The organism is Paenibacillus sp. plas6 (assembly GCF_057221655.1).
Window position 1 is genome coordinate 1 of the sequence record NZ_CM170151.1, and the last position, 22,700, is coordinate 22,700.

The following is a 22,700-nucleotide window of genomic DNA, read 5'->3' on the forward strand; positions in this document are numbered from 1 at the left end:
TTTCATATTAATTTCTTATATTCAATCTCTATACAAGCTGCTTACGTTTTTTAAGATAAATATATAAAATAAGCGACAATCCAGCGCAAATCAGTGCACATAAGCCAATAAATATATATCCCGCTTGATAGCCTCGCATTATCGCAAGCTGGCTTTCTCCGCCGTAAAACTTTTTCCCTAATTCTACAATAAGTCCAATCAGATAGTTTCCGATCACAGTTCCTATTCCCATTACCGTAACAACGACACTAATAACGACATCGCTGTCATTCGCATAACGTTTAGAGATAAATGCCATTACGGTCGGATAAATCGGCGCTACTCCTGCCCCTGCCAGGGCAAAGAAAATCGCAAAATGTTCTCCGCCTAATACGGCAATAAATGTACAAATAGCTGCAAATAGCGATACGACAATAATTGATAGTGTATAGCCAATTCGATCGATAATAGGACCAAGCAATAATCTTGCTAAAGAGAACCCGATGAAAAATGAAGATAGCATACTTGAAGCGGATACCGTGCTCCATTGATATGTTTTCTCTAAATAGTTGACTAGCCAGCCACCTACAGACAGCTCAGAAACAACGCCAAATGTTAAAATTGCAATTAATAGCCATAAGCTTCGATCAGATAGCAGCGTACGAAAGGATTTGCGCTCCTCCTGATTCCCTTCATCTTCAGGAAACTTAGCTAGAAATGTTGGAATCATTGGGATTAAGGAGCCTGCCAGCACGATCATATACATAATTCCCCAATCAATCTGATGTCCAGCGATACTTATACTCATCAATCCCGTGGCTAATAATGGAGCGCCGATTGAGCTTAACCCATAAAAGAAATGAGCTAAATTCATCATCGTTCCTGTATTGCGCGTAAAAATTCGTGCTGCTAATATTGCTAAACCGATCTCTAGTATGCCATTACCAATATAGAGAAGAAAAGTTGAACCTATGAGCTGCGCATAATTGTGAGAAAGCCAAATTAACACGCCTGAAAGCAGCATTGACCCAAAAGCAATATTAGTCGTATGTTTAATCCCTATTTTTCGCACAAGCAGTGCCGTAAATGAACAAGCAAGCAAATAGCCTAATGAATTAAGCGATAGCAATGTTCCAATCTGTGATTCATTCAAATGAAATGAAAGCTGCATACGCGGTATTGCTGGTCCTTTAATATTTTCAGACAGACCAAACAAAATAAAACCCAAATAGACAGTTAGTAATTGCCAAATGTAATTATGCTTTGTACTTTTAGTCGTCATGTTGTTCTATCGTTCCCCTTATCATGTGTGCGAAAGCTGTAACGTAAGCAAAAAAAATGCTGCACGCCAATCAGTTTTGCCGATTAGCAGTCCAGCGGCATTCCGTTAAGCATTAGATATACGATCATTTTCTTTTTTATAAGATGAGGATTCAGGAGGGTTTGCAATTTTACTAAGTAAATATACAAGTAATTGTTGATTATGACTTGAAATGCGGTCAAGCGATTGCTCTATAACTGATTTTCGTATCATCGAGCCTCGAACAGCTTCAGCAAAACCCTTTTCGGTAACATTAATCCATACAACTCGACGATCGTGCTCATCTCGATCACGTGTAATTAATCCATTTCTCTCCATGCGGTCTAGTATCGTTGTAATTGCCGCTGGAGTTGTAGATAGATGTTGGACAAAATCAGAAGGCTTCATTGCGTTAGACTCGAGCAAAAGCTCTAAAATATGTAGTTGACTTTCGGTTAATGGTGCCAGTTCTTGTTCAAGCGCGAGCTTCCAATCTCGAGAAAGCTTATTCCACAATTTTGCGAAATCTTCAACGATCAAATTACCACCAACTTTCCGTCGTAGTCTCTATCTATTATTATACTAATTGAAAATGTCGAAAGAAAGATTAACGCTATTAATAATTTGCGCTAAAAAATGATAGATTGCGTAAACGTTTTTGCTATTCTTACAATCGTTTGTCGAGTTAGCTGCGAAATTTGACATAAAAGAAAACATCCCGCCGATGAACTGAACCTCTAACGTTTCTTAAACGTAAAACTTCAGTACATCAACAGGATGCTTTTATCGTTTAACTTTCGGTGCTTGGTTGATGTATGCGGTCAGTCAACGAAATGACTTGCAGCAATTGCTCATCTTTATCCAAATTAAATAACTGTTTACCAATAGACTTACGTTCCTCAATTGGCGTTTTATCTGTATTTATCGTTTGCTTGTTCCCCTTAGTCGAATATCCAGCAAGATCTAGCGCTTCACGACAATAGAAGGCAGCATATAATCGATCTCCGTTGCTGCGGACACGCTTACCTTCTTTAAATTCAAAGGTCTGCACACCTTTCCCACCGCGAGCTTGGATTGGGTAATCAAGCAGCAGTGTGCGTTTGCCATAGCCTAAATCAGAAACAACAAGCACTTCGCCTTCATCATTATCTACCCAAAGCGCAGCAATCACTTCATCCTCCGCCTTAAGCTGTATTCCTTTTACTCCACCTGCACTTCGTCCCATACTGTTAACTTCATTTTCATAGAAACGTATCGACATTCCTTGTGCAGTAATTAGCATTAATTGCTTAGATTGATCACTAAGTGCCACTTCAACGACCTCATCCCCAGCGGACAGCTTACAAGCTACAATTGCTGTTGATCTTGTCGTTGCATATTCCTTCAACTCGGTACGCTTCACTTGTCCCCGCTTCGTAACGAATACGAGAGACTGATCACGATTAAAGTCCTTCACTGGAATAATCGATACGATGCTATCGTCCTTCGGTAAAGGAATAACGTTAACAATCGCCGTTCCCGTATCCTTCCATTTAAACTCAGGAACCTGATGCACAGGAAGCAGGAAGTATTGACCGTTTTTCGTAAACAATAGTAAATTGTCTAACGTATTAACGGACAAGCAGTGGGTAATTACGTCTCCTTCCTTCACTCCTGCACTATCCAATTCACCGCCAGAACGAGTAAAGGAAAGCATGCTTGTACGTTTTACATATCCTTCATGACTGAACGTTAACAGCACATCCTCAGCATTTACTAGCACCTCAAGGTTCACTTTTAATTCTTCAACTTCAGATTGAATTTCAGAACGGCGCTCAATGCTGTACGTATTTTTAATTTCTGTTAACTCTTGTTCAATGACACTAAGCAGCTTTTTCTCGCTCTCTAAAATTGAGCGTAATTGCTTAATCTTTTTGAGCGTGTCTGCATGCTCTTTTTCTAGACCTGTAATCTCTAAATTGGTTAAGCGATAAAGCTGCAAAGTAAGGATCGCATCAGCTTGACGCTCTGTAAATTCAAATTTATTGATTAAGTTCGCACTAGCATCTGCACGGTTTTTCGAAGCTTTAATAGTAGCGATGACATCATCAAGTATATTTAGCGCCTTAACTAAGCCTTCAAGAACATGAGCGCGATCCTCTGCCTTTTCAAGATCATATTTAGTTCGTTCTGTTACAACTTCTTTTTGATGATCAACATAAGCAGCAATAATTCCAATTAATCCTAACTGCTGCGGCGCTTTATTAACAATCGCTACCATATTAAAGTTATATGTAACTTGCAAGTCAGTTTTTTTCAACAAATATGCAAGAATACCGTTTGCGTCTGCATCTTTTTTAAGCTCTACAACGATTCTTAGACCGTTACGTCCACTTTCATCACGAACTTCTGCAATACCTTCAACCTTTTTCTCAAGGCGAATATTTTCCATTGCTGTAACAAGACGCGACTTCACTACTTGATAAGGAATTTCGGTAATAACAATTTGCTGCTTTCCGCCACGCAATGTTTCGATACTCGTCTTAGAACGGATATAAATACGACCTTTACCTTTTTCATATGCCTCACGAATACCGTCGCCGCCCATAATGATGCCGCCTGTAGGAAAATCTGGTCCCTTTACAATCTGCATCATTTCATCAAGTGTAATGTTAGGATTTTTCATGTAAGCTATGCTCGCATCAATTACCTCTCCCAAATGATGCGGCGGAATCTCTGTAGCAAAGCCAGCGGAAATTCCACTGACACCGTTAACCAATAGGTTAGGGAAACGAGCTGGCAAGACAACTGGTTCCTTCGTTGTATTATCAAAGTTATCTTTAAATAAAACTGTTCGCTTTTCAATGTCGCGCAATAGCTCCATCGCTATTTTTGATAAACGCGCCTCTGTATAGCGCATTGCTGCTGCTGGATCGTCATCCTGTGATCCCCAGTTTCCGTGCCCATCAATTAGCGGATGTCCCATCTTCCATGGTTGAGCCATTCTGACCATCCCCTCGTAAATCGAGGAGTCGCCATGCGGATGATAATTCCCCATTACATCCCCTACCGTTTTAGCAGACTTGCGATATGGCTTGTCAGGGGTATTACCTGCATCATACATTGCATACAATATACGACGCTGTACAGGCTTTAAACCATCGCGTACATCGGGAATTGCACGATCTTGAATAATATATTTTGAATAGCGCCCAAAGCGGTCACCAACGACCTCCTCAAGAAACGCCGGTAAAAACTGTTCTAGTGCATCCATTTGCGTCTCTCCTTACAACAATTATCATTACTCCTCATATTCAGTAAAGTCGACATTTTCAATAATCCAGCGCTTACGCGGATCAACTTTATCGCCCATTAATGTAGATACACGGCGTTCGGCTTTTGCTGCATCTTCAATTTGCACTTGCAGAAGCGTTCTCGTTTCTGGATTCATTGTCGTTTCCCATAGCTGCTCAGGATTCATTTCGCCAAGACCTTTGTAGCGCTGCAATTCATAATTTTTCATTTCCTTAATATAATTTTGCAATTGTTCATCCGTCCAAGCATAGCGAACTGTATTTAGCTTGCCTGATTTTTTCGTAATTTTATATAGCGGCGGTTGAGCAATATATACTCGACCACTATCAATAAGCGGGCGCATATAACGATAGAAAAACGTAAGCAGCAGCACCTGAATATGTGCACCATCCGTATCGGCATCCGTCATAATAATAATTTTACTGTAGTTACTTTCTTCAACTTCAAATTCAGAGCCAACACCTGCGCCTATCGCATTGATAATCGCACGATACTCATCATTTTTCAAAATATCTGCTAGCTTTGCTTTTTCAGGATTCATCGGCTTACCTTTAAGCGGTAAGATCGCTTGATGCTTAGAATCACGGCCTTGCTTAGCTGAACCACCCGCTGAATCACCCTCAACAATAAAAAGCTCATTGCGACTAAAATCCTTTGATTGTGCTGGAGTAAGCTTACCACCTAAATTAGAGCCCTCACTACGTTTTTTGCCTGAACGAATTTCTTCACGCGCTTTTCGTGCAGCTTCGCGTGCTTTAGCCGCCTGTACCGCTTTTTTCAATAAAGCTTGCGCAGTTTGTGGATTTTCCTCCAGAAATACATTCATTCGTTCTGCGACAATTGTATCAACCGCACCACGAGCTGAGGAGCTGCCTAATTGATCTTTCGTTTGCCCAACAAACTCTACCTCTGCCATTTTTATATTAATAACAACAATCATACCTTCGCGCAAATCATTGCCATCAAGATTTTTATCCTTTTCCTTCAAAATTCCTACCTTGCGTGCGTAATCATTCATAACACGAGTATAGGCAGTTTTAAATCCAGTCTCATGCGTACCGCCACCGCGAGTTGGAATAGAGTTAACAAAGGATGCAATCGTCTCTGTATAGCCGTCATTATATTGGAAGGCAACTTCAACCTCAATATCATCTTTTTCGCCTGTAAAATGGATGACATCATGTAATACCGTTTTATTTTCATTAAGAAATTCAACAAATTGACTAGCGCCGCCTTCATAATGAAAAACATCGCTTGAACCTGTTCGCTCATCCTTAAGACTAACTTTTAAGCCTGAGTTTAGAAAGGCGATCTCCTGCAAGCGCTCTGCCAATGTATCATAGTTAAACGAAATTCCATTCTGGAACACTCGAATGTCAGGTTTAAAAGTTACCTTTGTCCCAGTTTTATTCGTATTTCCGATCACTTCTAGTCCTGTGACAGGCTCACCGACATGTTCTTTCCCTTGATCATCGACCCAATATTCAAAGCGTTGTTTAAAGATTTTGCCTTCACGATAAATTTCTACCTCTAAAAACTCGGAAAGCGCATTTGTTACCGATGCACCTACACCATGCAAGCCGCCAGATTTTTTATAGCCGCCACCGCCGAACTTGCCTCCAGCGTGTAGTATTGTAAATACAACCTGTGGTGTTGGAATACCGGATTTATGCATCCCCGTAGGAATACCCCGGCCATTATCGATAATGGTAATTGCGCCATTTTTATGTATCGTAACATCGATCGCAGTACAAAACTTCGCTAAATGCTCGTCCACTGCATTATCGACAATTTCCCATACTAAATGGTGCAAACCTGAATTGCCAGTACTGCCTATATACATACCAGGACGCTTACGTACTGCTGTTAAGCCCTCTAAAATTTGAATATCATCAGCACCGTATTGCTTTTCCTGTTCAGTAATATTAAAAAGATCCAATTGTTCCTTCATGATCTTCCCCCAATCAACAACCACGCTTTGTCATATCTTTTAGTATTTTAGTGTAAATAACGGTTCACGTAAAGCAACAATACTTTCAATATAAAACGAAAACCGATAAGATAGCAAACATTAACCTGCCATGTAATGTAAAAATAGTACTTTTGACCAATAAACCAACTAGCAGAATACGAACATATATTCTAAATTAATAAATCATTTTATGCAAGTAAGACGATTAGACGGATCATGCTTAATCTAAAACCATCGTCTAAAAATTTTCAAGCGTCCTCTTACTATTTACAGCGGATGCTTCCTTCATTATTTTACTTTAGATGTAAGCATCCGCTGCAAAGAAGAGCCCGTGCGTTCGACAGAAAGTTTCATGCACAGATAGCGTTTGGCTACACTGCATTAACTATACGCACTTTTCATCACTTCCAAAATAATACTCGTTGCTGCTTGTGCAATGCTCGGAAATTGTGAAAGCGGCAATGGATTTTGACCTAGCCCGAGCTCAATCGTAAAGCCTGGTCTGCGCCAATCTTGAATAAACCAATCTTTATATCCTGCAGTACTGTCTACTGAACGAACTGCTTTATATCCGCTCGCTGCGGCCATTCGAGCTGCATAAATTTCTGATTCAGGCGGCTCTAAGCCTTGGAAACCCCAATAAATTTCTTGACCTTGTGTATGGAGAGCTACAACTCGATTAAAGCTGCGCTCTCTCGTTAGCTCAGCAACTGCTTGCACCTCAGGTTCAGTTAATGGAGCTTCACCAGAATAATCACGCGGAGCTGGCTGCTGCGGTCCTTTTACCGCATCTACTTCCCATAGTGCAGGAAACTGCTTATTTAAATCGACACCGCGAATATTCGCCTTCCAGCCAGAGAAATCGCTTGATCCTCCGTTAATTTGCAGCACTTGTGAGCGATATGGCTCCTCCCACGGAGCACCATTTATAACAAGATTCACGCCGTCAGGATTTACCATTGGCACAAAGGACATTGTATTCATCGTGTAAAGCGGATAAACGTATTGTCCGCTTAATGGTTGGCTATTTGTAACAGCTAACAGAAAATCACTAATAAACTGCATTAGCGCTCCAGCCGTAATCCATTCATTTGCATGCATAGCAGCATTCACATGTATTTCAGATGGTCCGTTACCGACACGCAGTTCGATAATATCTTTACCCATTACACTTTTTCCGATGCTTCGCATCGTTAAGAATGGATATATTTGACGCAACCGCTCAATATCCTGCAATAATTGCTCATATGTGTAATTTTTGTTGCCACTGATTACACCTTCCGTTATTCGTTGTGGCAACATAATTTTTGTACCAATTTGAAGCTGTTCTGTTTCTAACGTTGGATTGCTTTGCAATAACAGATTTAATGGAATATTATTTCGCCGTGCAATTTGCCATAATGTATCTCCTGCTTGTACGGTGTACTCATGCCAAACGTAGCCGGGAATTTGAACGAGATCACCTACTTGCAAAGTATTTCCGATTGAAGGATTGCTGTCTATAATTAGCTGAAGCGGCACATCGAACATTACACTATAGCCCCAAAGCGTGTCGCCTGGTCGTACAGCAATTTGCATCTCCATCATCCCTCTCAAGTACATTCTTCACTAGCCTATGACAAATGCCTAGAAAGTGTTCCATATCTGCTGTCAAATTTTCATTCTTAAATAAAAAAAGCTGCACCTAATCGCGAGGAACAGCTCCTAGCGACTAGATGCAGCACATGCATGAAAGTCACTGCTTACAACAATTTGCTATTTGTATTTACTCCAGTTTGGATCAGAGTTTTCTAGTAAGTAGCTGAAATCATTTTCTAATCGTTCACGTTCAGCTCGCTCTTCTGCTGCTTTACGCTCAGCTTCAGCTTTTAATCTAGCTGTTTCTGCCTGTTTAACTTGTTCTGCTTGCGCTTTTAGCTTAGCAAGCGTATCACCGTCAAGCAAATCTTTTAAGCTTGCTCCGCTAGACTGAACTTCTTTTTCCTTCGCCTGATTTGAAAATGATCTCGCATGCTGACTGCTTTGTTTTTTTTGCTTCTTGCCCATTGTAATCACCTAGTACATCATAATAAACTTGCTTAGTATTGAATATTTAACGCTGCTGCTGCTTTACTTGCCAGGCTTCTTGCCTCCTTAACAGAATCAGCACTAGAAAGTGCAACCGCCATACGACGACCGACCTTCGTTTCTGGTTTGCCAAATACGCGAACTGAAGTATTTGGAATTGATAAGGCCTCCTCTATTCCGCCAATTTTAAATTCTTTAGCTTCTTCAGTTGCCTTTAATGTATGTGTTGCCGCTGGGGTTAACTGACGTATCGTTGGAATCGGAAAGCCTAAGATCGCCCGTACATGCAAAGCAAACTGTGATAAATCCTGTGAAGCCATCGTAACCATTCCAGTATCATGCGGACGCGGTGAGACCTCGCTGAACAAAACGCCATCCTTTGTTAAAAATAATTCAACACCGTAGATTCCGTAGCCGCCAAGGGCATCTGTAATCGTACGAGCAATTTGCTGTGCTTCATGTATTTGCGCTTCACTCATCGCATGAGGTTGCCACGATTCGATATAGTCACCGTCTCGCTGTACATGACCTATTGGATTACAGAAGCTAGTTCCAGATACTGAACGAACGGTAAGTAACGTAATTTCCGATTCAAATGAAATAAAGCCTTCGACAATTACTCGTCCCTTTTGGGTGCGACCACCTTCCATCGCATACGTCCAACATTGCTCAATCTCTGCTTCGCTGTGGCATACACTTTGTCCTTTACCAGACGAGCTCATTATCGGCTTAATAACACAAGGAAAGCCAAGCTCTAATGCAGCCGCTCTTAACTGCTCAAGTGAATCAGCAAAGCGATAAGGTGCAGTCGGCAGCTTTAGCTCCTCTGCAGCTAAGCGACGAATTCCTTCACGATCCATCGTCAGCTTAGCTGCACGTGCTGTTGGTACTACGTGATAACCTTCTGCCTCTAGCTCAACTAATGTATCTGTAGCAATTGCTTCGATTTCAGAAACAATGTAATCTGGCTTTTCCTTTTCAATAATTTCGCGAATCATAGCTCCGTCTTGCATATTAGTGACATAGTAACGATGTGCGACTTGCATAGCTGGTGCATGCGCATATCGATCTACAGCAATCGTTTCTACTCCTAATCGCTGAGCCTCTATAACAACTTCTTTTCCTAGCTCACCAGAACCTAACAGCAACATTTTTTTAGCCTGTGATGAATAAGGCGCTCCATACATTAACAATATTCCTCCTCAAACTTTCCGATTAATGTCAGTCATGAAAAAACGCTCACTATTTCTTCATTATTGAGGGAATTTGTCAAAAAAGCAACCTTATCAAGGTTAAAAAGTGTTAAACAAAACGATACTGAGCTTGAATAAGTCCATAATAAACGCCTTGTTTTTCCATTAACTGATCATGATTGCCTTGCTCAACAATTTTACCGTGATCAAGCACGATAATCTCATCGGCATTACGTATCGTTGAAAGTCGATGTGCAATCATAAACGAAGTTCTGCCTTTTAGCAATACTTTCAGCGCCTCTTGAATTTTTTGCTCGGTTTCCGTATCAATGCTAGCCGTTGCTTCATCCAAAATTAAAATTTTTGGATTAGACAAAAGTGCTCTTGCAAAGGAAAGCAATTGGCGCTGACCCATTGATAATACATTTCCCCGCTCCTCTACTTGTGTATCATAGCCATCAGGTAAATTCATAATGAAATCATGAGCATTAACCGCCTTAGCAACCTCTACAATTTCTTCATGCGTTGCATCTAATTTGCCGTAGCGAATATTATCGCGAATCGTACCTGAGAAAATAAATGTATCCTGCATAACTAAACCAACCTGCTTGCGCAAGCTTTCAAGGGTTACATCTCGAATGTCAATTCCATCAATTGTAATTCTTCCTTGAACAGGATCATAGAAACGACATAGTAAATTAATAATTGTACTTTTACCTGAGCCAGTGTGACCAACAAGCGCGATCGATTGCCCTGCTTTGACGTCAATTGAAATTCCCTTTAAGGCTGGACGATCAGAATCATACGCAAACACAATGTTTTCAAAGGAAACATTTCCTTTTATTTGCGATAACGGCTTTGCCTCTGCTTTTTCAGGTACATTTGGCTGCTCATCAATTAATTCAAAAATACGTTCAGATGAAGCCATGGCTACAAGCAACTGAGAATAAAGCTGCCCTAAACGGTTAATTGGCTCCCAGAAATGAGACATATACGTCGAATAAGCAACTAATAAGCCGACAGTAAACATATCATTTTTAATTAAATACGTACCGTACCAATAGAGAATACATGCACCAACCGCTGCTGTTATTTCAATAATAGGACCAAAGCTTTGGTTAAGAGCTGAAGCACGATTCCAAGATTTTAGATTTGAATCGTTCATTTGCTTAAAAAATTCAATATTATTCTTTTCCTGGACAAATGCTTGCGTAACTTTCATCCCTTGAATGCTCTCATTCAAATGTGAATTAATACGCGAGTTTTTCATGCGCACTTCTTGCCATGCGTAGCGAATTTTTTTCCGTAGCGATGTTGAAATAAAAAACATGATTGGCACTGTAACCATAACTGCAATGCCTAGTTTAAAGTTCATCACTAGCAAAATAACGATAATGCCGGCAAGCTGAATAATATCCATTAAAAGATTGACTACGCCATTCGTAAATAGATCCTGTAATGAGTTAACGTCGTTGGTCACACGTACTAATACCGAGCCAGCTGGTCTTTTATCAAAAAAGCGAAAGCTAAGCTTTTGAATATGGGTAAAAATATGACTGCGAATATCGTATAGCACCTTTTGACCAATCACATTAGTTTTTATAATGCGATAGCGTGTCGTTATCATTTGAATAATGTACATGCCAAGCATAAGCAATCCAAGCAGCCACAGGTGCACTTTATCTCCTGATCCTGTTTCTGGCAATATAATATGGTCGATTGCATAGTAAATTAAAAGCGGCACGCCTAATCGCGTAAGCGTTCCAATAATCATCATTATAATGACTGGGATAAGCTCAAGCTTATACGGTTTCATGTACGTATACAATCTTCGCATCTGCTCCCAGTTAAAACTTTTTTCAATTTCATTATCATCTGTATATACAAAGCGATCACGTTTAACAGACTCACTCGCATTTGCCTTATTAGCCAAGCTTCTCACCTCAAACCTTTTTTATCGTTCGTTTTCAATTCAAAAACAACTTAATACAAAAAGTTTACTTCCTCGTTAATTACGCCTTAAGATTCAAGGCTGTCTCCAGCTCACTTGGAAAATCTGCGTATTGAATCTGATAAGTATCACGATACGGTCCAGCTTGTTTAACTAGCTGATCATGCGTTCCGCGCTGAACGATTTGTCCTTCATTAAGTACGATAATTTCATCGGCAAAACGCAGTGATGAGATCCGATGTGCAATAATAAATGTTGTTCTGCCAGCCATAAGCTGCTTAAAGCCTGCTTGGATCTCATGCTCAGTTTCCATATCTACTGCACTCGTTGCATCATCTAAGATAAGAATTCTTGGATTTTTAATAAATGCTCGTGCAATCGCAATGCGCTGCTTTTGTCCGCCAGATAAGCCCATACCGCGCTCACCGACAACTGTGTCATAGCCTTCTGGCATCTCCATAATAAAGTCATGAGCTTTTGCAAGCTTCGCAGCCTCTATGATTTGCTCATCCGAAACATTACTTATTCCGTAAGCAATATTGTCACGAATAGTTGCCGAGAATAAAAACGTTTCTTGGAACACAGGCGCTATAATAGTGCGCAATGAAGCAACATCAAGGTCTCGAATATCTATTCCATCTACTGTAATCGAGCCCTTTTTCACATCATAAGCGCGCATTAACAGTTGAATAATCGTTGATTTACCTGAGCCTGTAGGTCCAAGCAAACCAATAACTGAACCAGCCGGTGCGTCGATAGTAATATTTTGAATCGCTGGCTTTTTGTCAGGGTAATTAAAGGTAACGTCATTAAATCTAACATCACCGCGTACTACTTTACCACTTAGCTTGATTGCGTTGTCCTTATTTTTAATTTGAATAGGCTCTCTTAAAAGTGCAAGCACTCGTTCACCAGATGCTTTAAATTGTGTAAAGTTATTAATATGAAAACCTAGTCCCCACATCGGTCCTATAATGTACCATATTAAACTAAAGAAAGCGACAAAGTTTCCTGGAGAAAAGCTTCCGTTAATGACCATAATCCCGCCAACAATAAACAAGATAATAACACACAGGTTAGCTATCCATTCGATGACTGGAAAATAGAATGCCCATTTGGATGAAGCTTCAATTTGATTACTGCGAAACTGCTCGTTGCGATCTGAAAACTTACGTACCTCATAGTCTTCTTGTGCATATGATTTTACAGTACGAACACCTGTAATATTTTCCTGCACTGCTGTAGTTAAGTTACTCATTGCTTTTCGCATTTCACGGAAAATGGGATGAATTTGCAACTCAAAACGAAATGCTAGGAAAAGTAACACAGGCACTGGCAAAAGTGTAATTAATGTCAGCTTCCAGTTAATTGCCAGCATCATTCCTCCGCCAAGTACAACCATAAAAAACACATTCAATAATTGAGCAAGACCAAATCCGATAAAGTTTCGAATTGCTTCTAAATCTGCAGTTAAGCGAGACATTAAATCTCCTGTTTTTGCCTTATCATAATACTGAGAAGATAATGTGTTCAATTTCTCATATAGTCTGTTTCTCATCTTCGTTGCAACACGGTTTCCAAGTCTGCCACCGCAAAAACCATGCAAAAATTGGTTTAGTGCCTTTAAGCAAACGACTCCTACAACAGACAGGGCAATTGGTGCTACCATTTCATAATTCGCTGGAATAATAATAGAGTCAATCAGATAACTTACTAGGTAAGGCTGAATAAGTCCAATACCTGTCGCAAGCACAAGAAAAAGTATTGCCCCAACAATCAGTTTTTTCTCTGCTGCATAGAATTCCTTGAGTTGCCTCAGTATTTCCAAGATGGTCACTCCTCACTTTTATTAAAGTATGAATGATATAGTAACAACTCCCATCTTGATCAGCAAACAGCAAACATCTGCATTAGTTCTCCTGTAGAGTGTTAATTTGGCAAATGTTTGAACATAATTATGATTTACTCTTAAATGATGGCTAACAATTGCTTTTATGTGCAAATTCCTTCATTTTTGCACATTTTCACACAAAAAGACGAAAAAAAAGCTTTCACTTTTCAATATGAAAAATGAAAGCTTCATCACAATATGAGAACAATTGCAATTATGTTTACTAAACACGTATTTTCATGATTTTACTAATGGATTAGCTGCTGCATTTTTTGATCCACTGATTCAAGCTTCGATACAAAGCTCTCATCTTCAAGTAAGCGGATTTGTTGCATTCCATACAAGTCAATGCTGCCTTTTAGACGTTCAAATTGAGCAGCTAATGCACTCTGCCATTCATGCTCATAATGCTCAATCCAAGCAGATTGCACAGTTTTCATCCAACCTTCAATGTTAGGGAAAATATAGGCCTCAAGTTCTCCTCTTAGCTTTGTTTTCCCGTCCCCTTCAAAAAACTGCTTTGCCGATTTTATACGGCTAGAAATCCATTTTGCAGAAATTTCATTTCCGCTCCAGTCGGCAGGTTGAATCGGTTGAGCTAACTCAATTTTTTGCTCACTTTGCATCTGATAACCTGAAAGCAGATTAACTGCATTTGCAGCGATATTACCGACAAGTTTATTGATCTCTAGATTAAGAGCACGTTCTACCCGCAGTGTAGTTGCAAGCAGCTCTTGCTGCAATTCTAATGCAAGAGTGCGCTCCAGCTCCCGCCATGCTGTCCATGCAGATTGCGCCAACGCTCTGCCATCTTCCTTCAGCAATGCTGGATTAAAGGCATAATTATAAAAATCACCAAACCTAAAGCTAATGCGCTGTACAATATAGTACATTAACTCCTCAATTTCTTGCTTCATTAAAGCTGGCAGAGTTGTCTCTTTGTGCATATGAATTTCTTGAGCAAGCTGCTCCAAATGCCGCTCGATATGAATTTTTTGACTTGCCGCATCCTGCTTCGCAGAGCGTGCTCCATCAAGCAGACGCGATACAATATTCGCTGCGCGCTCAAGCTCTTGTTTTGCAGATTGTACCGCAAGTGAACCAAGCTCATCATGAATAAACGAATGAAAAACAGCTTCAAAGCTTTTAATCCCTGATGCTTCTGTCATTGCATTATCATTTGCTAACTTGCCCTCAATTGCACGTAGGCTAGAAATCGGGAACATGCGAGGAGCAATAATTCCATGTCGATTCAAATTCCGCTCAACATGCTCCATCACTTCCTGCAATTCCTTCTCATCACTTGCCAAATCTGCTGCATTGACGATAAAGAACATTTTATCTAATTCAAATTGGTCTTTTACTCGTCCCAGCTGGTCAAGGAACTGACTATCAGCATGAGAGAACGCATGATTGTAATACGTAACAAATAAAATTGCATCCGTACTCTTAATATAATTAAAGGCAACCCCTGTATGACGAGCATTGACTGAATCAGCCCCTGGCGTATCTACCAACACAATGCCAGCTCGGGTCAAGGGGCAATCATAATAAAACTTAATTTCACTAACAAAGCATGAGCGCTGCTCCTCAGCAACATATGCTTGATAAAGCTGGCGATCTACACTTCTTTGCTTTCCGAGCCATTGCTCCTGTTCTGCCCAGCCTTGGGCTGCAGCTTTGACAAAGCTATAATGGGCTCTGCCTCCGCTGTGAACATCCTCTGGTTTAATCGAATGGATTATTTTAAATAAATATTTTTGGTCTCGGCATTGCTCGTCTATTAACTCATATCCAAGCAGCTTTAAAGAATAAGAAATATCATCAAGCATAATATCTAATGATTTCATATAGATCGTTGCCGTATCATGCCGATGCTCAGCATCTGGCGGCAATAAGCTATTAATCGCTGCCGTCGTAGGGTTAGGACTAACAGGCAATAACCGTTCTCCAATTAAAGCATTGGCTAATGATGATTTTCCAGCACTAAATGCACCAAATAAAGAAATCGTAAAGCTGCGCTGCTTCAAACGACGTGCCTTTTCTTGCAGCTCCTCACAAATCGATTCCATGCCGTCAATATCAGCAAGCCACTTAGCTCCTAGCTCTAGCGCTTCAACTAGTTGCTCTCTTTCGCCGTCTTGATTCCCTTTCATTGCTTTAGCATATTTCACTGCTGTTGAAAGTTCAGCTAAATTAAGCTGCTCCTTTTCCTCTACAAAACTAATTCCGTTGCTTACGCCTTCCTCTAGCTTTTCTGGATGAGGCAATTCAGGCATTGGCTGCTTAGGCAATAGCCATTGCTGCAGCTGTGCTGCATAGCGCTCATACTGTCGTTCTAGTTCACGGTACTGTGCAACGAATTTCAGCTTTTCAACATTTGCTGCATATTGCTCTTTTATATCGGCAAGCTGCTGTTCTTGCTTACTGCTTAAAGATTTTGACAACTGTTCTATAATCGACAATGCTGCTCTGCGATAACGACTTTTAATTGCAGCAGATAAATCTTTACTATAAGTCAACGTATATTCATTATTTATCGTCGCTCCAGAATGTATCGTATCGATTAGCATTTGCTCTGTTGGCGCTGCCGCCTGCAATTCACTAAGCAGTTGCTCAAGCTCCGCTTGATCAAACTGAATAGCTTCTGCTTCACGCCGCAGAAGTGCGTTCAAGTGCCAATGAATTCCTGCTTCGGTTAGCTTAATAAGCTCCTCATAAAAGCTTTGCAAGCGCTGAGCTTGGACTGCTGCGGTCTTTTGCTTTGAGGCTAAAAAGCCAGCTTTAAAACCAGATTTGCGACTTTCTAAAAACAACTGTGCAAGATCACGTAATGGCGCAGGAGTAATATTAGCATTATCTAACAGACTTTCGATCTCTTTTCGTTTCTCCATCGGATACTGTTCGATTTTTTCTGAGATAGCAGCAATTTGCTTCTCTACTTCTTGCTGCTGTTGCTCTAAGCTATGTAGCTGCTCCAAGCCACCGATATGCGATAACAACTCCTCTTTTTGCGGTTCAAGCGCTTCCAGTTGTCCTGCAAGATAATCTTGTGTTATATGCTCAAGTGAATTCCATACACTGTACTGGGTTAATTGTTGCTGTTGCTTCTGTAAATCATGAATTAGCTTGATTAAGCTTTCCCATTGATGATGAGGATGATCTGGCTGGCGCAGTGATAAATAGAGTATCCCCGCCGGCTCAAGATGCCAAGCTAAAAAAGCATCATGAACACTTTGTGCATACTGCTCAAAGCTCAGCTCTTCCTCGCGATGCTTATCGATTTGATTGACTATAAAATATAATGGCTTTCCCCACTCACGCAATTCTTTAGCAAATGAGAAATTAATTTCTGACTGAACATGGTTGTAATCCATCACATAAAATACGACATCTGCCATATGTAAAGCGGACTCCGTCGCCAGCTTATGCGCAGCATCTGTGGAATCAATTCCTGGTGTATCTAACAAAACTACACCATTTTTTAATAGCGGACTTGGGTATTGAAGTTGAACAGAAACATAGGTTTCCCCATCCTTGCAATACGTATCCAACTGCTCAATTGCTACTTCATCATATCGTATTTCACCATTGCTTAATACCTTAACAACTGCTTTACTTTCTTCGCCATAGCTAATCGTAACGACATTAGCACTAGTCGGAATCGGGCTAGACGGTAGCAGCTTCGCTCCGCAAAGCGTATTCAGCAGTGTTGATTTACCCGCAGAAAAATGTCCACATAAAGCAATAGTAAGCTGACTCTCGGTCAGCTTACTATTTAGCTCGTGAAGCTTTTGAGCATGGAGCATATCGTTATGTGAGGACATTTCACTGGAGATTTTATCAAGTTTCTCAAGCAAATTGTCAGTCACCATTATCTTATCTCCTCATTTAGAACTATTCGGCTGCCTCATCTTCAACAGAAGGTAAGCATATTTCAAAAACATTTCCATGCTGTAGAATCATAATATTACGAGCTTTCTCCTTCATTACAACAACCTCAGGTTTCTGTCTCATACGATCAATATATTGAACCGGTACATTTCCAGAGCCACAAACTGTAACTCCTTCAATCACGATGTCTTCATTTTCTTGTGGAGCTGCTTCTAATACCTGTTCATAAATATCAGAAAACTGCTCGAAATCATTAGTGTACACGGAAATGCATTTCATTTTTAATCATCCTTTATTTTTTGTTTGTTTTCTTTTTACTTTACCACTACCCGCAGACTTTAAACGTCTTTGCCCTTCTTTGCAAAGATCAATTAATGGACAGACAGGGCACTGTGGATTTTGAGCTTTACAATGATAGCGCCCAAAAAAGATTAATCTGTGATGAGTAATCGTCCACTCATCACGCGGGACAAGCTTCATCAGCTTTTCCTCAACCTCAAGTACACTATCATCTGGCTTAGCGAATGCGAGCCGCTTCGATACACGCTCTACATGCGTATCAACAGCTATAGCTGGAACACCAAATGCATTGGACATGACAACATTCGCTGTCTTTCGGCCAACACCTGGCAATTCCACTAGCCCCTCATGCGTATTAGGGACTTCCCCATTATACTTATCAATAACGATCCGACATAGCTTTTGGATATTTGCCGCTTTACTGCGAAATAGTCCAATTCGTCGAATATCGTTTTCCAATTCCTCTAACGGTACAGATAAATAGTCAGCTGGTGTTCGATACTTTTGAAATAAATTCGCAGTAACCTTGTTGACTGTCTCGTCAGTACATTGTGCAGAAAGCAACACAGCTATCGTTAATTCAAATGGATTACTATGATTTAGTTCACAATGTGCATCTGGAAACATTTCAGCAAGAACATCGAGAACATATCTCATTTTTTGCTTCGCATTCATCCATTAGCCTCCACTTCATTACCATCGTTCAAAGTTTAGCGAAAAACAAGCCAGTAGGCAAGTCACAATTGGATATATCAGAAAAAAAAACTACCCAAATGGGCAGTTTTCACAAAAAATTACTTAAAATCAAGTAAAATTATTGTAAAATAGCACGAACAATCCGTTTTCCATAGAAACTTACTATTACATTTGCATTTGTTTTTAGTTCGTTAAACAATACCTGTTTACCGCTACTATCTACAAACTGAGCTTCGTCATATAACACAGTATAAGTCTCTTTATCTTTCTTTAAAGTAACTGCTTTAGTCACCGTATTAATTGATGAAATGGTCATTTGATAATTTTCATTTACCCTGAAGCCCGTTATAGCTCGCTCATCTTTCGCAAGATCAAGCATAACTGTCACGCCTTCTTTAATATCCATCAATGTTAATTTAGAGTTACTTAAGCTTTCAACTGTTGGACTATTATAATCTAGCTCTGTTACTGTACCATCAGGAAGCTCTACTTTAGCTACCTTTTCATAATAATCTATGGATACTATAGTAGCCTCAATTTCAGAAAGGATGTCCACATATACGATCAGCTTTTTGCCGTTTGACTCAACGTAACGCAATAAAAGCGCACTTGATTCTAAAGGATCTTTTACATATTTTGAATCAACTGGAATACCATCTAACAAGTAACGAGTTGAATCTGTTAAGAAGAAGGTATCTGCCTTTAGTCCAGAAGCATCAAGCACAGTTATCTGATCTTTTTTCACATCATAATTTACGATTGTAGGTAAATAACTCAATTTAAAATCAGTTGACGGTACAACGACTTCCGTAACTTCACCCTTCTTATTTAATGTAAGGGTTACATTGTCCCCATTAATTAGATCTGTAATAGCTGCATTTTTTACATACGGTATTTTTATAATCGGCGTTTTAACAACAATTTTACTGATAAATGCTCCATTTTCATCTTTAAGTGTAATTAAATTTTTACTGCTATCGAAGCTAAAGAACGTCCCTTTTACAGTTGTTGTCTCTGGAATTTCTTCCTTAAACAACACAATTGAAATGATTTGCGGAGTAACTCGGAACGTATCACTTACAATCGTAATATTATCATTTTCCTTTAAGTCGCTAATTGCGATTTGCTTACCAGTTGAATCAACAAGCTTTACATTTTCATCGTACTTAATTTCAACAGGCTTATTATCTTCACGAATATAAATAGTTTTCTCATCACTATTAATTAGCAAAATCGGAGCAGTTGTTTCCTTAACATAACGATCAGATCCATGCGTTTCAATAAATTTAGCTTGTCCATTGACTTCGATAACCGCTACATCAGTATATAATTCAAACTTTGATTTATCTACGGCAAAATCGGAATCACTGCTATAGAACCCAGTAGATTTATCGATGCTGTACGTTTCTTCTTTTCCGTTCTCATAGATCGTAATGTAAGAATCATTTAACGCTGTAATAATCCCATAATGTTGACCATCTACTTTAATAGGAAAATCCTTTTGCGCACGACTTAAAATAGTTGCAAAACTAGCACGATTAATCGCTGCTTTTGGTGCAAATGTCGTTTCCGTATAACCTTTAACTAAACCAAGCTCTACTGCTGCATTAACATAGCCAATGTATTTACTGTCTATTTCATTATTGTCTGTAAAGCTAGTTTTTTGTGTGGAATATTCCTTTGCTTTTTCCTCCACACCTAACGTATTAATAATGAGCTTTGTTACCCACTCACGCGAAGCTGCCTTTGAACCCCATTTCGTATCTGGATCAGCTGCTGCGATACTATATTCCTCTTCTCGATCTAGTATGCCAGCTTCAAACGCAAGTTCTATGTACGGCTTATAGTCTTCCTTTACATAAAAATCTTCTGGGAAAATAATAAGTTGATCCTTTTGCACTTGACTTTCTAAACCTGCAAACCGCAATGCCATAATGACAGCTTCTTCTTGGCTAATCGTATTGTTATATTTAAACGTATATTCACCTGTCGATTTATTTTCATAACCTTTTACAATTTGTTGAAGCGATAAACGATAAATATGCTTTTCTGCATATAACCCTGCAGGAACATCAGTAAATGGAGTAATCCCAGCCTCTGCTGCATGTACAATTGGTGCAGTTTTTGAAAGAACTGGCAATGCAACACCACTAACTAATGTAAATGCAAGTGCCCCAGTCATAATTTTTTTCCAAGTTGTATGATTGAGCATAATTTGCCCCCTGTTCATATTATGAGTTAATTTAAGTTGTTACTTTATACTATAATGGGATACTGATTTTTTCTTAAAGATAAAGACCAGCTCTAAACTGTTATAGTAGATTTATACAATATAAATCTAGCAACTAATTCCATTATAACATTGATTGTTCAATCTGCTAGAGATTGAATATAAAATTCCAGCATCTTATTTACTTTGTAATTGTAAATAAGCGATAATTCCTGCTGCTGTCTGTTTAGCAAAGCTTTGTTGCACACTTTCATCAAAGATAGCTTCTGCATCTGAAGTATTGCTTAAATACCCCACCTCTAACAATACAGCGGGCATTGTTGTCTCACGAATAACTTTATAGGATGCTGTACGAACTTTACGATCTGGTAAGCCTACTCCATTTAAGATATAAGGATGAAGTGTTTCTGCTAGTAACTTACTATTTTCTCGGTAATAGTACGTTTCAGTTCCTCTTACGGCTGGATTTTGCGGAAAACTATTGGCATGAATTGAAATAAATATATCCGCTTTTTTGCCAACCCCAGGAATTTTTTCAGCAAAAGCTACACGCTCAGATAGCTCAGGATATGTATCACCCGAACGTGTTAAGTGAACATTGATGTTAGAATACTTTTCTAATTCGGTCTTCAATTTTAATGCAGCACTTAAAGTAAATGTTTTTTCAAGCAATCCTAAATCTTTATTGCTGGCTCCTGGATCTTTCCCGCCATGACCTGGATCTAAAACAATATGATATACCTTATTTCCAAAGTCTGGTGGCGTTGTTACTACAGGTAAATTGGAATCCGAATTATCGTTGCCTGTTGTTCCATCAGATGGATTTGCTGATTCCTCCGGCAATTCACTAGCATTTCCATTGAAGCTAATGATTACTTCGTTATTACTTTTGGTAACTTGATATGTTACGCCATCGTTTAATAGAATGACAAAACGAGCTGTTAACGGCTCTGTAGAAAATTGACTGTAACGATAGCCTGACATCGTCGCATAGCCGTCAACCGTAATTGAAGTTTGCACACCTTTAAAATTATGAGCCAGCTCAGTTGTATAACCTGTGTTGGATAAGTCTACGACTAGTCTGTCTGTTGCATTGCTTTGATCCTTTGGCAATAACATAACTTTAGGCTCAGCTAACTTGCCTGTATATGAAATATGAAAATTACCATTTTCCTCTAAATATACTGCTGTGACAGTCGCTTCCTGCAATGCTGCTCCTGGCGTAGCTGTTGGCGTCGGCGTTGGCGTCGGCGTCGGTGTTGGTTCTGGCGCAATAACTGGACTTGTTAAAATTACTTCTGACGTTTTTTGGCTCCAATCTACCTTCAAACCTAATACCTCTGAAACAAAACGGACAGGCACCATTGTTCTTTGCTTTTCAAGAACTGGTGCTTGCGGCATATCGTAGCTCGCTTCATTTACTAACGCTTGCTTCTCACCAATGGTGAGCTTAATCGTTACTTTTTTATCAAGTACCGTAACTTGCTTTGCTGTCTGATTCCACTTTACCTCATACCCAAGTCCAGTGGAAATAACCGAAAGTGGCACTAGTGTCGTTCCATTTTTTATAATCGGGTCAACATCAGTAGCAAGCAGCTTTCCATCCAAAATAAGCTTGGGTGTGGTTGAAGCGCTGACAGCGCCAGCAAAGCCTAACAAAACAAATAAACCTGCGATAATTATTAAACTACTTACAATTTTCTTCATAGCCCACCCCGAGTTTCAATTCTATTATACTATCATTAATTGAGACGCAAAATATCGGCAAAAGTTGCTCTTACTCAACATTTTATTATTTTTTTTAGCTTTACCAACAGTTTACCAAATCGAAACTAGTAAGTTCTATAGTAATTTAGATGTAAAAATAAAAGTTATCAATAAAAAAAGCTGCTTCAATTTGAAGCAGCCACATTTTAATCATTATAATGAATGT

14 protein-coding genes are annotated in these 22,700 nt (G+C 39.5%); all 14 read right to left on the minus strand.

Translation table 11 applies throughout. The annotated features are described in order from the left end of the window. Positions 1 to 28 precede the first annotated feature (28 nt). On the minus strand, positions 29 to 1,261 hold the full coding sequence (locus AC2TDL_RS00005) for an MFS transporter (protein ID WP_484697856.1): 1,233 nt from the start codon (positions 1,259 to 1,261) through the stop codon (positions 29 to 31). A gap of 105 nt (positions 1,262 to 1,366) precedes the next feature. Next, positions 1,367 to 1,819: a MarR family winged helix-turn-helix transcriptional regulator gene (locus tag AC2TDL_RS00010; protein ID WP_484697858.1), complete on the minus strand. Its 453-nt coding sequence runs from the start codon at positions 1,817 to 1,819 to the stop codon at positions 1,367 to 1,369. Between the two features lie 250 nt (positions 1,820 to 2,069). Further along, entirely contained in the window at positions 2,070 to 4,532 is a 2,463-nt protein-coding gene (gene gyrA / locus AC2TDL_RS00015; protein WP_484697859.1) for a DNA gyrase subunit A, read from the minus strand. A gap of 27 nt (positions 4,533 to 4,559) precedes the next feature. Beyond that, positions 4,560 to 6,524 (minus strand): DNA topoisomerase IV subunit B, encoded by a 1,965-nt coding sequence (gene parE, locus AC2TDL_RS00020; protein WP_484697860.1) that lies wholly within the window; start codon positions 6,522 to 6,524, stop codon positions 4,560 to 4,562. 402 nt (positions 6,525 to 6,926) lie between these two features. Then, entirely contained in the window at positions 6,927 to 8,123 is a 1,197-nt protein-coding gene (locus AC2TDL_RS00025; protein ID WP_484697861.1) for a M14 family metallopeptidase, read from the minus strand. Between the two features lie 177 nt (positions 8,124 to 8,300). Further along, positions 8,301 to 8,591, minus strand: coding sequence for a YqkE family protein (locus tag AC2TDL_RS00030; RefSeq protein WP_484697863.1), 291 nt, complete (start codon positions 8,589 to 8,591; stop codon positions 8,301 to 8,303). Between the two features lie 32 nt (positions 8,592 to 8,623). Continuing rightward, the gene (gene purT, locus AC2TDL_RS00035; RefSeq protein WP_484697864.1) at positions 8,624 to 9,799 is read right to left on the minus strand and encodes a phosphoribosylglycinamide formyltransferase 2; all 1,176 of its coding nucleotides are present in this window, start codon (positions 9,797 to 9,799) and stop codon (positions 8,624 to 8,626) included. Positions 9,800 to 9,914: 115 nt separating this feature from the next. Next, a complete protein-coding gene (locus AC2TDL_RS00040) occupies positions 9,915 to 11,747 on the minus strand; it encodes an ABC transporter ATP-binding protein (protein ID WP_484697866.1) in 1,833 nt (610 codons plus the stop codon). A 70-nt stretch (positions 11,748 to 11,817) separates the two neighbouring features. Further along, positions 11,818 to 13,584 (minus strand): ABC transporter ATP-binding protein, encoded by a 1,767-nt coding sequence (locus AC2TDL_RS00045; protein ID WP_484697867.1) that lies wholly within the window; start codon positions 13,582 to 13,584, stop codon positions 11,818 to 11,820. 311 nt (positions 13,585 to 13,895) lie between these two features. Beyond that, on the minus strand, positions 13,896 to 17,522 hold the full coding sequence (locus AC2TDL_RS00050; protein ID WP_484697868.1) for a dynamin family protein: 3,627 nt from the start codon (positions 17,520 to 17,522) through the stop codon (positions 13,896 to 13,898). Positions 17,523 to 17,544: 22 nt separating this feature from the next. Next, positions 17,545 to 17,820 (minus strand): NAD/NADP transhydrogenase alpha subunit, encoded by a 276-nt coding sequence (locus tag AC2TDL_RS00055; protein ID WP_484697869.1) that lies wholly within the window; start codon positions 17,818 to 17,820, stop codon positions 17,545 to 17,547. Positions 17,821 to 17,826: 6 nt separating this feature from the next. Further along, entirely contained in the window at positions 17,827 to 18,516 is a 690-nt protein-coding gene (gene nth, locus AC2TDL_RS00060; RefSeq protein WP_484697870.1) for an endonuclease III, read from the minus strand. Positions 18,517 to 18,655: 139 nt separating this feature from the next. Then, positions 18,656 to 20,749 carry an S-layer homology domain-containing protein gene (locus tag AC2TDL_RS00065; RefSeq protein ID WP_484697871.1) on the minus strand — a complete coding sequence of 698 codons (2,094 nt, stop codon included), beginning with the start codon at positions 20,747 to 20,749 and terminating at the stop codon, positions 18,656 to 18,658. Between the two features lie 195 nt (positions 20,750 to 20,944). Beyond that, positions 20,945 to 22,474: an N-acetylmuramoyl-L-alanine amidase gene (locus AC2TDL_RS00070; RefSeq protein WP_484697873.1), complete on the minus strand. Its 1,530-nt coding sequence runs from the start codon at positions 22,472 to 22,474 to the stop codon at positions 20,945 to 20,947. Positions 22,475 to 22,700: the final 226 nt, after the last annotated feature.

Bases quoted from the DNA above. Each gene is read 5' to 3' on its own strand.
- AC2TDL_RS00050 (WP_484697868.1), bottom strand. From the start codon at position 17,522: ATGGTGACTGACAATTTGCTTGAGAAACTTGATAAAATCTCCAGTGAA.
- nth (WP_484697870.1), bottom strand. From the start codon at position 18,516: ATGAATGCGAAGCAAAAAATGAGATATGTTCTCGATGTTCTTGCTGAA.
- AC2TDL_RS00055 (WP_484697869.1), bottom strand. From the start codon at position 17,820: ATGAAATGCATTTCCGTGTACACTAATGATTTCGAGCAGTTTTCTGAT.
- AC2TDL_RS00025 (WP_484697861.1), bottom strand. From the start codon at position 8,123: ATGCAAATTGCTGTACGACCAGGCGACACGCTTTGGGGCTATAGTGTA.
- gyrA (WP_484697859.1), bottom strand. From the start codon at position 4,532: ATGGATGCACTAGAACAGTTTTTACCGGCGTTTCTTGAGGAGGTCGTT.
- AC2TDL_RS00030 (WP_484697863.1), bottom strand. From the start codon at position 8,591: ATGGGCAAGAAGCAAAAAAAACAAAGCAGTCAGCATGCGAGATCATTT.
- parE (WP_484697860.1), bottom strand. From the start codon at position 6,524: ATGAAGGAACAATTGGATCTTTTTAATATTACTGAACAGGAAAAGCAA.
- AC2TDL_RS00070 (WP_484697873.1), bottom strand. From the start codon at position 22,474: ATGAAGAAAATTGTAAGTAGTTTAATAATTATCGCAGGTTTATTTGTT.
- AC2TDL_RS00065 (WP_484697871.1), bottom strand. From the start codon at position 20,749: ATGCTCAATCATACAACTTGGAAAAAAATTATGACTGGGGCACTTGCA.
- purT (WP_484697864.1), bottom strand. From the start codon at position 9,799: ATGTATGGAGCGCCTTATTCATCACAGGCTAAAAAAATGTTGCTGTTA.
- AC2TDL_RS00005 (WP_484697856.1), bottom strand. From the start codon at position 1,261: ATGACGACTAAAAGTACAAAGCATAATTACATTTGGCAATTACTAACT.